Raw genomic sequence first — 12,452 nt, 5'->3', positions numbered from 1 at the left:
TCGTTACGCAGGCCATGACGCGTCGGCCGCCCAGCCGGGGCAGCGAGTCGTGGAGGACCAGGTCATGGCACATTCGATCAAGCTGCTGCGCTACTCAGTGGAGACTGCGGCGGGCTGGCACTCCTACGCCCTCGACGCCGACCTCGTCGCCCTGGTCGGCGCGGTCAACACCGGCAAGACGACCTTCTTCGAAGGCGTCTCCTACACCCTGGGCTCAACCCCGAAATGGCCCGTGGCCATGGACCGCTACGTCCACCGGGTCGAGACCGAACTCCTCTTGGACGGCCAGCAGGTGCGGCTGCGCCGGAACGTACGTGGCCGCACTGGCCAAGTCGAGCTGCTCGAACCCGACGGCACGCTGAGCGAGATCCTGCCCCTGAAGGACTCGGACGAGACCGGCCGCACGACTCTGTCGCAGTGGCTGCTGGAAGCAGTCGGCCTGTCCCGGCTGCTGGCCACCGCGCGCCGCGGGAGCAAGCCGGTGGCCTTCGCCGACCTGCTGGACTTCATGTACGTACGGCAGTTGACCATCGACCAGAAGATCGCCGGTCACAGCGTCGACCGGCCAAGTGCCCTGCGCCAGACCCTGTTCGAGCTGCTCTTCGGGATGTCCACCCCGGAACTCCCGGCCCTGGAAGCCGAACTGAGCGCTGTCAAAGCCACCGTGCGGCAGCTCACCCAGGACCAAGCCAGCATTTCGACCTTCCTCAACGCTTCCACCGCCACGAACCTCGACGCCATCCACGCCGAGATCACCCGTGCCGCTGAAGCGCGCGAAGCGGCCGAGCGGCGGCTGAAGGTCATCGAGAACGAACTGACCGCCCTGACCGGGGCCGCCGATCCGCTGCGCGCCGCCCTGCGGCAGGCCAGCGAAGAAGCCGAAGCCGCCCACCGCCGCGCTGGCAACGTCCGCCGCGCCGTCGCGGACAGCGAGGGCAGTGTGGACCAGCTGCGCAAGCGGCTGGAGAAGGCTGGAAAGCCGGTCGTGCAGTGCTCCCACTGCAACGCCGACCTGACCCGGCGCACACTCCCAGCAGGGGCCTGCCCGCAGTGCACCGAAACACAGACCGATCTCGCAGCCGCGCTGGACACGCTCCAGCGGCAGCTGGACGCCGCCCGCGACCGGGTCGTCCAGGGCCAGGCTCGGGTGGCCGAGGCGGAGAAGGAAGCCGCCACTGCCGATGCACACGTCGCCGACCTCCAGCAGCGCCTCGACGAGGCAACCCGCCGGCTGATCGCCCCGCATGCCGACCAGCTCGCCAGTGCCCGCGCAGCCGTCGCCGAAGCCACCACCCGCCTGCAGGGCCTGGAACGCCTCGTCGAACCCCACCAGCGGCTGCGCACGCTGGCGGAAGAACTGCGCGAAGCCGAGGAACGCCGTACCGAACTCACCGAGGCCCGCAAAGACCTGATCGCCAGCTACGCCGTGCGCCGAGGCGACGTCCTGGACAACCTCAACGACATTTTCGCCGATGTCGTCGAGGAAATGGATCTGCCCTGGTACGCGGGAGACGCCCGCATCGACCGCGACACCTACCTGCCCATCGTCGACGGACAGGGAGTCGACCGCCACGGCGGCGGCACCCGCGCCGCCCTCACCGTCGGCTACCACGCCACCCTGCTGCGCTACCTGCTCACCAACCGCGTCGGCGACCTCCCCGCCTTCCTCATGATCGACTCACCGACCAAGAACATCGGCGCAAACACCTGGGACTCGCGCTTCGCTCAACGCATCTACAGCAGCTTCGTCGACTTCGTCACCGCCCGCACCGGAGCAGGCATCACCACCGCCCCGTTCCAGGTCCTCGTCGCCGACAACGATTTGCCTGCGTCCGTGCGCGGCCATGTCCTCGTCCACGACTTCGACCACGACCGGCCGCTGATCCCGGGACTGAGCAATCCGCATGCCGCGCAGCTCTAACCGGTCCGAGCCCACTGCCTCGCCGGGCAAGCCACTCAAGGCCAGCACCGAAGCAGCCGGATCGTGGCTCGACGCCAACAGCACCCCTTCGGTGAAGGGACCCGTGGCCGGAATTGTCCCTAGTAGGGTCATGGACGTGGCCACTCCTCTGCTCTCTGACATCGACCGGCACAACCTTCCCGCCCTCCCCGCGGAGGCCGTGGAGCACGGCGAGGTCTTCACTCGACGCTGGGTGGTCGACCTGATCCTCGACCTCCTCGGGTACACGGCCGACAAGGACCTCTGCGACGTGAAGCTCGTCGAGCCGGCCTGCGGCTCAGGCGCCTTCCTAGTCGCTGTCGCGTCACGGATCAGCGCCTCCTGCCGTACGCACAATCGCTCCCTCGGGGACGCGCTTGCGGCCGTACGCGCTCTGGATCTGCTGGACCGCAACGTGCAGCAGAGCCGCGCCGTCATCGAGATGCAGCTGGTGGGTGAAGGGTGGCAGGCTGAGGAAGCCCGACAGGTGGCAACCGCCTGGGTCGAACATGGTGACTACCTGCTCCAGCCCGATGCAGATCACCGAGCCGACTACGTAGTCGGCAATCCTCCGTACATCCGCCTCGAAGACGTCCCCGACAACCGGATGGCGGCCTACCGCAGTGCCTGCTCCACGATGGGGGGCAGGGCAGACATCTACATCGGCTTCTACGAGGTCGCGCTGCGAAGCCTCAACCCTGACGGGCGGCTCGGCTTCATCTGCGCCGACCGTTGGATGCGAAACCAGTACGGCCGTCGGCTCCGACAGCTGGTGACCAGCCACTTCAGCATGGACCTGGCCCTGGTCATGCACGACGTGGATGCCTTCGAGGATCAGGTTTCGGCCTATCCGGCAATCACTCTCATCTCGAACCGGCCCCAGGGCGGAGCGGTGGCAGCCGACACCACTCGGGCATTCGGCAGCACTCAAGCTGGCGACTTCGCGGCCTGGTACGCGGAGGACGCGACGGAGTCGATCACCACCGCCGCATTCCAGGCCGCCCGCATGCCGCACTGGTTCCCCGACGAGGATTCGTGGCCGGCCGCCTCGCCAGCCAGGCTGGCCCTCCTCGAAGAGCTCACCGAACGCTTCCGGCTCCTGGAGGACACCGAGACCGGGACCCGTGTCGGCATCGGCATCGCCACCGGCGCCGACAAGGTCTTCCTCACTGACGACGACGCCCTGGTCGAGAGCGACCGGCTGCTGCCCATGGCCATGGTCCGTGACACCACCAGCGGCACCTTGAACTGGAACGGCACCTACCTGGTCAACCCGTGGACAGCGGACGGCGACCTGGTCGACCTCACGGCCTACCCGCAGCTCGCTGCGTACTTCGAGGAGCACGGGGCCGCACTCCGCAAGCGGTACGTTGCGGTCAAGCAACCTCAGCGCTGGTACAAGACGATCGACAAGGTCGACCAGCGCCTGACGCGACGTCCCAAGCTGCTGTTTCCGGACATGAAGCTGACGATCCATCCGGTCCTCGATGAAGGCGCGCTGTACCCTCACCACAACCTGTACTTCATCGTCTCGGACAACTGGGACATGCGCGTACTCGGTGGTCTGCTGCTGTCCAAGGTCGCGGAAGCGTTCGTGGAGGCGTACGCGGTCAAGATGCGAGGGGGAACCCTCCGGTTCCAGGCGCAGTACCTCCGCAAGATCCGCGTGCCCGACCCGGCCGCCATCAGTAAGAGTGACCGCACAGCCCTCGCGGATGCATTCGACAAGCGCGACGTGAAGGCCGCGACAGAGGCTGCCTTGCGCGTCTACGGACTGGCCGAGCTGCCTGACTAGGAGGAACGGATCTTGACGGTCACCCGCCAAGACTTCGAGGACGCCATAGCTACGTACTGGGGTGCCAAGCAGCTGCAGAGCGAACAGTCTGCGATCAAGGCCAAGGTTGGGGCCGGCACTGCCGGGTCAGTCCGTGGCGGCAAGCACTTCGATGTGATCGCGGCCCTCTTGGCGAAGTTCTTCCTGGAAGCCGGCTACCCGGCCGAGAGCATCCGCGTCAGCAAGTCCCAAGGGCTGGAGCTGCCCGGCTACTACCGGCCGCAGAAGCAGTGGGACCTCGTGGTCGTGCATGAGGGCGTACTCGTCGCGGCCTTCGAGATGAAGGCGCTCGGCGGGCCCTCGTACGGCAACAACTACAACAACCGGGTCGAGGAAGCGCTGGGCAGCGCGGTGGACCTCCGCCGCGCCGCCCTCGCCGAGCTGTATCCGAAGGAGAAGCCCTGGCTCGGCTACTTCTTCATCATGCAGGACGGGGAGGGTTCCCGGAGGCCGGTCAAGACCGCGAAGGGCGCCCTGCCGACCGACGCAATCTGGCATGGCACCTCGTACCAGGACCGGTTCGGCATCTTCTGCGAGCGCCTCATAGCCGAACAGCTCTACGATGCCGCGTGCTACGTCACGTCCTCGGCCGAGGCACCGAAGCCGATCGAGCTCGTGCCGAGCCTCGACTGGAGACACTTCTCAGCAGCGATCAATGCGCGCCTCACCTACTTGAAAGACCTCGGCCTCCCCGGGTAACGGCACAGATTCGACGCACTAAGCACCGTGCCTCTCGCGAACCGGCGCCGAGACGGCAATGGCAGCAGAGGGCCGATGTGGTCGATGATCCGGTCGGCCGCCGACTTCGAAATTCCGAACAGCAGGACCAGCTGGCGCATCGTCAAGTTTGTGCGCCAGTAGGCCGCGACCAACAGAATGCAGCCCTCAAGCAACGGACCCCACGGACGTCTCAGCCGTGGTTCGGCTGCATTCTCGCGCTGCACCATGGTCACCAACTTGCCGAAGCAGCACGGGCTCAGCCCGGTGAACGGGCCTATCCAAGACGGTTCCGACGCCGTGACCACACCAGCCGCGCAAAGGTCATCTCGCCCATGACCAGCGGTTACGGGACTGCCCTCAGAGGAGGACCTTCTTTGCGGGGGGATCGGAAAGGTAGGACTCAAATATCGGGATGTTACGGAGGTCCGCCGGAAGGTTCTCGTACCAGGAGAGCCCCTTCGCATTGCAACTGCTGCAGAGGAGACCTCGAATGCATTTCCCGCACGATCTACCCTGTTTCGAGCAACAAGAGTGGTCATGATCGATGTGCCAAGTCCCAACCTCCCAGAGCCCCTTCACGTTGCAGATTGCACAGGACTGGTTTTGATGGTCAAGCAGTGCCCAGTAACCCTCCTGCGTGAGGTGGAAGCTCCCCTCAATATGGACCCATTTGATGCATGAAACACACTGTGGCCGATAACTGTCAGCCGAGGTCTTGCTCTTATAGAACTCCTCAAACGATTTGACCTGCTTGCATGTGCAGCACTGTTTCAGTCCTTGGTCTCGATACGCAAGGATCGTCGCCATGGGGAGCTTCGCCTTGAATGGCTTGACCACACTCGACGCGAGAGTCTGCATGTAATGGGTGTCGCACAGACCTTTGTTCGTATTGCGGACCTCCCGATCACATTCCCAAACGGAGGACCCAGGCATAGCTAGGGGGTGCTGGCTCGACGCCTCACAGCGGAACTTCGAGTACGTTTTATCACTGCGACGCTTTACCTGTGCAGGCTTGAACTCCCGCACCCCTCGCTTATGTTGTTGGTAGTGCGCGTTACACAGGCCCTTCGCTATGACCCGCCTGTCACACTTCCAGCCGTCTCCAGTGGCCCTGCAGACCTTCACAGCCCCGCCCGTCCGACCATCAACTCTGTCAACTCGTCGCCTATTAATATATCGGCCAGTTCACCCTTCGACTCTAAGATGGCGAGGTCTGCGGCATCTGACTCATCGAGGTAATACTCGGCCGTTACCCAGAAGCCCCTTTCTTCCAGGAACTCGCCAGGAAGAAAGGGACCTTCGACTATTAGCGTTCGCCGAGCATTGCCTTAACGTGCTTGACGCGACCCTCGATGGCAGCCCGCAAAGCGTAGCCGGTCGCGGTCTGCAGAGGTTCCTTGTACGTCACAGTTCCGTCCTCGGCCTTCTGCGTGGTCACGAACCACCCAAGGTCATAGACATTCTTACCGACGAAACGACTGATCATCTCCTGATAGCGCTGAGTGTATGACATCCCCTCGAATGCCGGGTCAGTCTTGAAAAGTGCGTGTGCCTCACGATTCTGCTTCTCAGTCTCTTCTGTCTCCTCAAGAACGAAGACGTAGCCAAGCCAAGGCCGCACAGCACCAAAGGGTTTATTCATATCCTGAGCCACCGACAAATCAGTGGCGCTGCCAAGCGCTTCCTCGAATCGATTGTTGAAGTTCTTCCCTACGCTCCCGACTTGGGACTTGAACTCGAAGGCAGCAATAAGGACCTCCTTGTAAATCACCACGAGGTCCCAGGACTTGCGAACGCGATAGTACCCCGGAAGGTACGGCCTCCCGGTCCGAACATCACTTTCCGAGAGATCGCAAGCGATGAAGATATCCCGCACGGCATTCTCGAACCCCGCAATGTGGCCGTTGGCACGGGCTTCTCCCCCAGCCTTTCCGTCGTCTGCCTGCTTCCCTCTCTGCTCAGCCCGCTTGTCCCAGAAGTCCTGGGCAGCCTGCTGGATTACCTCGTGCTTCATGCCACCACTCCTTATCGTTCGGCTTGTCTCGAGGGCTTCCGTTCAGGAACCCCAGCTGACCCAGTGTGAGGGGTGGCACTGACAGTCGACGCGGAGGCTACGTCGATGCACCGCCACCTCAAGGGCAGACAAGGGGAGTTGTGCACGGGAGCTGGCCGAATCCCGGTCGTCAGCGCTGCCGGTCCGAGTGCAGGTTCCGGGCAGTGGGAAGCCTAGTGAGACTGAGGTCAGCGGATGGGCGCACAGGCGGGTGGAGCGATGGTGGACGTTGCGTCTGGCTCCGCACAGATCGGAACCGGACGATCACGCACCCCTAACCCGACGACTCTGTAGGTAGGCTCCTCCGGGGCAGGAAGCACTCGGCAAGGGGGAGCAGATGGCAGGGGCGTTGACAGCTGCGGTGCGGAACTACTGGGTTGATTCCGACACCTGGATCCGTATAAATCAACGCATGGAGCCCATCGTCAGCGCCACTATCGATGCACTCGTTGAACGCGGCGTCGACCGCTCTTGGATTCAGACGGGTAATGCGGCTTCTCTGCCAGCATCCTTCGGCTTGAGGGATACCCGGTGGGATATTGTCATCACCAAGGATGACGTTCCGTTGGGAGCAATCGAGTTCACCGCACAGTCTGGGTCGTCCGCCGCAAAGAACTTGAACAACCGGATCCACGAGGCGACCTCACGGGCCCTGGCGGTACGAAGCTCTGACCACAACGGCGGGCTGCAGCCACAGCTCGGACTGTTCATCATGTTGGAGCAGGGAGGAAGTACCTCTGTCCAGCCAAGGCTTGAAGCGGCACTGAATCAATTCCTCGACGACGAGCTCTATGACGAGATTGCCTACACCTGCTACTCCGACGTGGGACTGCGTGAACCATCGGAAGGCATGTCGGTGCAGCGGTTCGTCGACCGGTTCAGCCGTCGGCTGCTCGCACGAGCTGTAGGTCCACTAGAAGAGATCACGCCGAACCTGGAGCGGTACCGAGAAGTGATCGAGGCCGCACGGGGCGAGAAGAAGGACTATTCTCTGGAGCGCGTGCCAAAGCGGGGCGGGCAAGCAGAAGTACTCCGGGGGGGGTGCACAAAGCGTCAGGCATCGAGATTGCTTTCAAGCGGAGACTATCTCAGTGGACGAAGGCAGGTGCCCGGATGGGGCGCGAGATCGAGATCGCCCGCATCCTGAGTGCGCACCCAAACGTCATGCCAGTCCTCGACTTTGAGGCAAAGCACCACTGGTTCATCATGCCTCTGGCCGATGCAACTGCTGAAGAACAGTTTCTCCACTTGAAGGAGCCGAAGCATCTCCGCAGGATGATCAAGGCGGTTGCATCCGCCCTCGCAGAAGCTCACCGCCACGGTTGGCGTCACCGCGACGTCAAGCCACAGAACATTCTGCTGCTGCACGGGCGTTGGACTTTGGCCGACTGGGGCGTCGTCCGCCGGCCACGCGGCCAAACGACTTTTGCTGGTCGTACCGGCTCCCATATCGGCACTCCTGGCTTCGCCCCGCCTGAGCTTTCCGCCGGGCCGCATGACCTCTCTGTACCGGCGACAGACATCTACAGCCTCGGCCGAGTAGCCGCCTGGGCTCTCACTGGGGAGTGGCCGCAAGCGAATATCCCTCTCCTGCCGGCAGAGGAGCCGTGGCGGACCATCGTCAAGGAAGCAACGCAGCAGAAGATCGAGAGACGCCCGCAGAGCATTGACGAGTTCGTGGCCCTCATCGACCGCGAGCACGACAAGGCAGGACGATGCTGATACTGGGCTTTTGGTCCTCCACCGGCACGATCTGCAGCAGGGGCGACTGCGCAGTCGCCCCCTCCAGAGCCCTTCCTACGTCATTCGCCGTGCCTTCCCGGGTTCCCCGCCCGGTCCATAGCCTGTACATGTGCCTTGGCAACCGCGGCAGCAACGGCTTCTTGACCTTTGTCGTGGACTTGGGCCTCAACCTGATCAGTCGAGGCCCAAGGGGTCACGAGCCTTCGGGGGTGGTCAGCGGCGCCACCTGTCCCAGAGCCACCCGATCGCCGTGACCGTCAGGAGGCCCAGCGCCCTCTGGGTCTCGTTGCCGACGCCGGCGCTGTAGCCCGCCGCATAGCCGACGGCCACAGCGGCCACGAACACCTCGAACCTGGGCGGACGCTCGCTTCCGACCACGGGGACACGCATACTGGACACGGTTCTTCTCCTCATCAGATGGGTTGGACCATCCGCCGGACCCCGGAGATCTGTGGAAGGTGACACGGGATCCGGCGGAAGCATTTCGTCTACTTCTCGTCGCTGCCGTCCTCCGGCACGGGCGACTCCTCGTACAGCTCGGAACTGACCAGTTCGCCGAGTTTCGCTGCCAGTTCCTGGCGTTTCTCCTCGGACAGGCCCCGATAGGCGCGCCAAGCGAGTTCGACGGGGGAGCTAGGTCTGCGCCCCATGGCGATCCAGGCCAGGAGGAGCGATCGTTCAGACAACGACAGATTCTGCAGCCGCTCCCAAACCTGTTCCGGGTCCTGCGCGCGCCGCACCTCGTACAGAGGCTCTCGGATGCGGAATGACTCAGGCCCCGCCGCACGAATCGGCACCAGCTCGGAGGACCGCTCCTGCCGACGGGGCGCCCGGCGCACGCCCGGCTCCCATACAGGATCGCCGGCCCGCACGAAGCGGGTCTCATGAGGCGCCAACAGTACGTCGTCGCGGTTGGTCGCGATGACCCAGCCGTGACTCCGCAGGTCCCGCACTCGACGGTCGACCTGCGCGACGCCAGGAAACGCCGCCTGCAACTGATCCCTGGTGTAGACGTTCCCCTCGCCGACCTCGGCAACGAGCCACAGGGCGGCCCGAACCATGGTCCCCATCTTCACGTTGGTCCAGTCGGGCAACCGAGATTCCGCCATGCAGTCGCACCTCCCCCAGTCGTCGTGCCACCAATGAAACCACATTCGGCGCAGTTCGGCGAGAACCGGCGAGAGTTTCGGCAGAATTCGGCGAAGGGCTGCGAGGCAGACAAACCCATGCGGGCCCCGACCGAATCGGTCGGGGCCCGCATGGGCACATCAGGCAGATCTCGGCGGGCCGCCACCCCTACCACTCGTTAGCGTCGCCATACTTTCCGGGGTTCTTCGCACGATCCATTGCCTGTGCACACGCCTCGGCCATGGCGGCAGCGACGGCGTCCTTATCCGTGCCACGGACCTGGGCTTCGACCTCGCAGCCGGGGCGACGGGTGGTGTGCCAGCGGACTGGGAGATCCGTGTAGAGCTCCGTCTCGAACTCCCAGGCCACCACAGCCCATTGCTCGTAACGGCCGATGTTGAGCCGCTCGCCGCCAGGCAGAAACGCAGCGTGGCCATGGTGGACGATCCTGCGGTCGGGCATGCCCTCGCGGATGGCTCGCATACCACCAGGGCCCTTGTGTTCCCATTTATCCCGACCCCATTCCTCGACGTCCGCCGAGTGGTCGGGGTGGTCCTCCTCCCATTGGGAGATCAGGGCCTCCGCGTGCGCGCGGTCCAGGAAAGGAATGAGGCGTTCGCCGAGGCGGGCTACGTACACCCTCGACTCCACCGGCGCGAGGCTCTGGCTGGGGTCAGGTACAGGACCTCCAGGTGTCGGTGGGTGCTGGTGCGGTGTCGGTGACGAACCCCAGATCAGGGCGCCGACCTTCGCGGCTGTCTGCTGGAGGACGGGGCCGGTGAGGTGCTGGTAACGGCTGCGCATCCGGGCGGACTTGCCGGGCTCCCAGCCCATGATGCGGTCGACGACCGTATCGGGGACGCCGAGGATCAGCAGGACGGTGGCGGCGGTGTGGCGGGCGTCGTGGAGGCGAGCGTCGCGGACCTTCGCCGCCTTCAGCAGGTCCTTCCACTTGTGGTAGTCGGTGTTGGGGTTGAGCGGCTCGCCGGTCGGTGACGTGAACACGTACCCCTTCTCCACCCACAGGTCTCGGGCAAGGGCCCGCTCGCGGTCCTGCTGTTCCTTGTGCAGGCGCAGCAGCCTCAGCAGTTCCTCGGGCACACCGATGGGGCGCTTGCCCGCGCGCGTCTTGGTGTCCTTCGTCTCGCGGCGGATGCTGATCCGCTGCGGGCAATAGCCAGGCTTGCGACCGCACTTGTCGTCACGGCCGTGCTGGTAGCGGGGCCGAAGACGACCCCGGCGTACGAGGATCACGCCGCCTCGAAGTCGACGTCCGCCCATTTGAGGCCGAGGACTTCGCCCTGGCGCAGGCCGAGTGCGAGGGCGATGACCCAGCGGGCGGTGTTGCGGTGTTTGTCCGCTTCGAGGAGGAGGCGCTGGACCTCCTCCAGGGAGTACGGCTCCACCTCTTCCTCTTCCATCTTGGGCGCCTTGGCGATGGAAGCCGGGTTGGTGGTGAGGTGACGGCGGCGCTTGGCCTCGTTGAGCGCGGTGCGCACGGTGCGGTGCGCCTGGTGGGCGGTGCCGGCGGAACTGCCGTCCGCCTGCATCTTCTTGTAGAAGCGCTCCAGGTGCTCGGGCTCCAGCTTCTCCAGGCGGTGGGCGCCCAGGCCGGGTATGAGGTGGTGGTAGACCGCGACGCGGTAGCCATCGATGGTGTTCTCGGACACGCTCGGCGCGGCGATGTTCTCCACCCAGTGAGTCAGCCACGTCTCGACCGTCCAGGTCTGGCCGGCCTTGCGGACACCCGTGGAGTCGCGCTGCTTCTCCAGGTCTCGTACGACCTTGGTGACTTCGGCGCGCGTCCTACGGCTGGCGTGGCGGCGGTCCGGGCTGCCGTCGTCCTTGACGCCGACGGTGACGCGGCCATGCCAGCGACCATCCTTGCCGAGGTAGATGGTCGAAGCGCCGTTGGGCTGACGGGAGTTCTTGGGGTTGGTCATGTGCGCCCCCCTCAAGCCGCAGTGCCGAAGCCTTCAGGGCCGAGGCGGCGTTGGAGGAATTCGTTCACCGCCTCGACCGGGACACGACGCAGGCGGCCGACCTTCGCGGAGGGGATTTCGCCGGAGGAGATGTACTTGTACAGCGTGGTACGGCCGACGCCCATGCGGCGGGCGGCCTCGGCGACCGTGAGGCCGACGAGGGTGACGTCGCCCTGCTCGCCGCGCGCGGCTATGAGCGCGCGGAGGGAGTCCTCGGGGACGTCGAGGAGCTGGGCGATCTGGGCAAGGGGCAGGGAAGTGCTCTGGGGCAAGGAGGCTCCTTGACCGGCGGGCGAGGGCGGCAACCCAGGCAGCGATGCCGGTCGATCGTTGGGTATGGCGGTTGTGGGACTGCGGGGTTCACAGGGGGAGGTCGTCGGCGTTCGCAGCGGCGACGTGACCGTGGCGGAGCGGCTACTGGGCCGGTGGCTGCTCGGTCTCGTCGGCCGGAGACATCCGGTCGGGGCCGAGCCAGCTCCGGAGTTTGCTGCGCGAGCCGCGGTGGTGGCGGAATTCGCCGTCGGAGGCGACCTCAAGCTCGTGCATGAGCATGACCTTGGCCATGTCCGCCTGGTCGGGGTGGGCCTTCGCGTAGTCGTCGAGTTCGGCCATGATCCGGTCCTGGGCCCTGCCCAGGGCGCGCCACTCTTTCCACTTCTCGACGTACTCGCCGACGAGCCGTCTCACCTGCGGATTCATCAGGCCGCCGGGAGGGCTGGTCAGCTCGTCGAGGGGCAGGTCGAAGACCTTGCAGAAGCCGAGTGCCTCGTCGAGGTTGACCCTGCGGCGCGGCTTGCCGCTCTCGATGCGCCAGATTGCGGACTGGTTGATCGGGTGGCCGGCCTTGGGATCCGGACCCCATCACCTCGGGGTCGGTGACGTTCTTGACTCCCAGGCAGTACACGTCCACCAGGAACCCGGTGACGGTCACCCTGCTGCCACGTTCCTGGCGGGCCAGGAGAATCTGGGCGAAGCCGCCTGTGTCCGGGTCCGGCTCCTGGCCGAGGGGGTCGGCCGCCGCCCACTCCGGGGCTTTGGCCAGGTCCAGTCCCA

The 12,452-nt window shown here is 65.0% G+C and carries 11 protein-coding genes and 2 pseudogenes; 5 read left to right on the top strand and 8 right to left on the bottom strand.

Annotated elements, in window-relative coordinates; all coding sequences use genetic code 11:
* Nucleotides 1-64 precede the first annotated feature (64 nt).
* The 3 genes from IF11_RS0104125 to IF11_RS0104115 all read left to right on the top strand — a co-directional run bounded on the left by IF11_RS0104125 (nt 65) and on the right by IF11_RS0104115 (nt 4,472).
* On the top strand, nt 65-1,921 hold the full coding sequence (locus tag IF11_RS0104125) for a hypothetical protein (protein ID WP_133243338.1): 1,857 nt from the start codon (nt 65-67) through the stop codon (nt 1,919-1,921).
* Between the two features lie 136 nt (nt 1,922-2,057).
* A complete protein-coding gene (locus IF11_RS0104120; protein WP_030350017.1) occupies nt 2,058-3,734 on the top strand; it encodes an Eco57I restriction-modification methylase domain-containing protein in 1,677 nt (558 codons plus the stop codon).
* A 12-nt stretch (nt 3,735-3,746) separates the two neighbouring features.
* The gene (locus IF11_RS0104115; RefSeq protein WP_030350016.1) at nt 3,747-4,472 is read left to right on the top strand and encodes a PaeR7I family type II restriction endonuclease; all 726 of its coding nucleotides are present in this window, start codon (nt 3,747-3,749) and stop codon (nt 4,470-4,472) included.
* A 20-nt stretch (nt 4,473-4,492) separates the two neighbouring features.
* Here the strand turns inward: IF11_RS0104115 and IF11_RS38455 are convergent.
* From IF11_RS38455 to IF11_RS0104105, 3 genes and pseudogenes are all read right to left on the bottom strand, one after another.
* Nucleotides 4,493-4,798: pseudogene (locus tag IF11_RS38455) on the bottom strand (helix-turn-helix domain-containing protein); the annotation flags it as partial.
* Nucleotides 4,799-4,850: 52 nt separating this feature from the next.
* Nucleotides 4,851-5,300: an endonuclease domain-containing protein gene (locus IF11_RS43115; protein WP_425315184.1), complete on the bottom strand. Its 450-nt coding sequence runs from the start codon at nt 5,298-5,300 to the stop codon at nt 4,851-4,853.
* A 499-nt stretch (nt 5,301-5,799) separates the two neighbouring features.
* Nucleotides 5,800-6,507 carry a PaeR7I family type II restriction endonuclease gene (locus tag IF11_RS0104105; RefSeq protein WP_030350014.1) on the bottom strand — a complete coding sequence of 236 codons (708 nt, stop codon included), beginning with the start codon at nt 6,505-6,507 and terminating at the stop codon, nt 5,800-5,802.
* 451 nt (nt 6,508-6,958) lie between these two features.
* Here IF11_RS0104105 and IF11_RS38445 point away from each other — a divergent pair, with 451 nt between their 5' ends.
* Together IF11_RS38445 and IF11_RS36345 are read left to right on the top strand one after the other, a co-directional pair.
* Complete coding sequence (locus tag IF11_RS38445) at nt 6,959-7,693, top strand: PaeR7I family type II restriction endonuclease (RefSeq protein WP_165840705.1); 735 nt, start codon at nt 6,959-6,961, stop codon at nt 7,691-7,693.
* Nucleotides 7,588-8,268, top strand: coding sequence for a protein kinase domain-containing protein (locus tag IF11_RS36345; RefSeq protein WP_157848404.1), 681 nt, complete (start codon nt 7,588-7,590; stop codon nt 8,266-8,268). Before IF11_RS38445 ends, IF11_RS36345 begins: the two co-directional genes overlap by 106 nt.
* A 234-nt stretch (nt 8,269-8,502) precedes the next feature.
* Here IF11_RS36345 and IF11_RS40685 read toward each other — a convergent pair whose 3' ends face one another.
* From IF11_RS40685 to IF11_RS42875, 5 genes and pseudogenes are all read right to left on the bottom strand, one after another.
* Nucleotides 8,503-8,688 (bottom strand): hypothetical protein, encoded by a 186-nt coding sequence (locus IF11_RS40685; RefSeq protein WP_133243340.1) that lies wholly within the window; start codon nt 8,686-8,688, stop codon nt 8,503-8,505.
* Nucleotides 8,689-8,777: 89 nt separating this feature from the next.
* Entirely contained in the window at nt 8,778-9,398 is a 621-nt protein-coding gene (locus IF11_RS0104090) for a hypothetical protein (protein ID WP_030350013.1), read from the bottom strand.
* A gap of 745 nt (nt 9,399-10,143) precedes the next feature.
* Nucleotides 10,144-11,360, bottom strand: a pseudogene (locus IF11_RS43110) (tyrosine-type recombinase/integrase); the annotation flags it as partial.
* An 11-nt stretch (nt 11,361-11,371) separates the two neighbouring features.
* Nucleotides 11,372-11,671, bottom strand: a complete 300-nt coding sequence (locus tag IF11_RS0104080) for a helix-turn-helix domain-containing protein (protein ID WP_030350012.1) — start codon at nt 11,669-11,671, stop codon at nt 11,372-11,374.
* Between the two features lie 142 nt (nt 11,672-11,813).
* Entirely contained in the window at nt 11,814-12,086 is a 273-nt protein-coding gene (locus IF11_RS42875; RefSeq protein WP_338119975.1) for a hypothetical protein, read from the bottom strand.
* Between the last annotated feature and the right edge of the window lie 366 nt (nt 12,087-12,452).

Origin of the sequence: Streptomyces scopuliridis RB72, assembly GCF_000718095.1 — a bacterium.
In the GTDB taxonomy this organism is placed as follows: Bacteria; Actinomycetota; Actinomycetes; order Streptomycetales; family Streptomycetaceae; genus Streptomyces; species Streptomyces scopuliridis.
The sequence above is the reverse complement of the archived record's forward strand: the minus strand, read 5'-3'. Positions and strand labels throughout refer to the sequence as shown.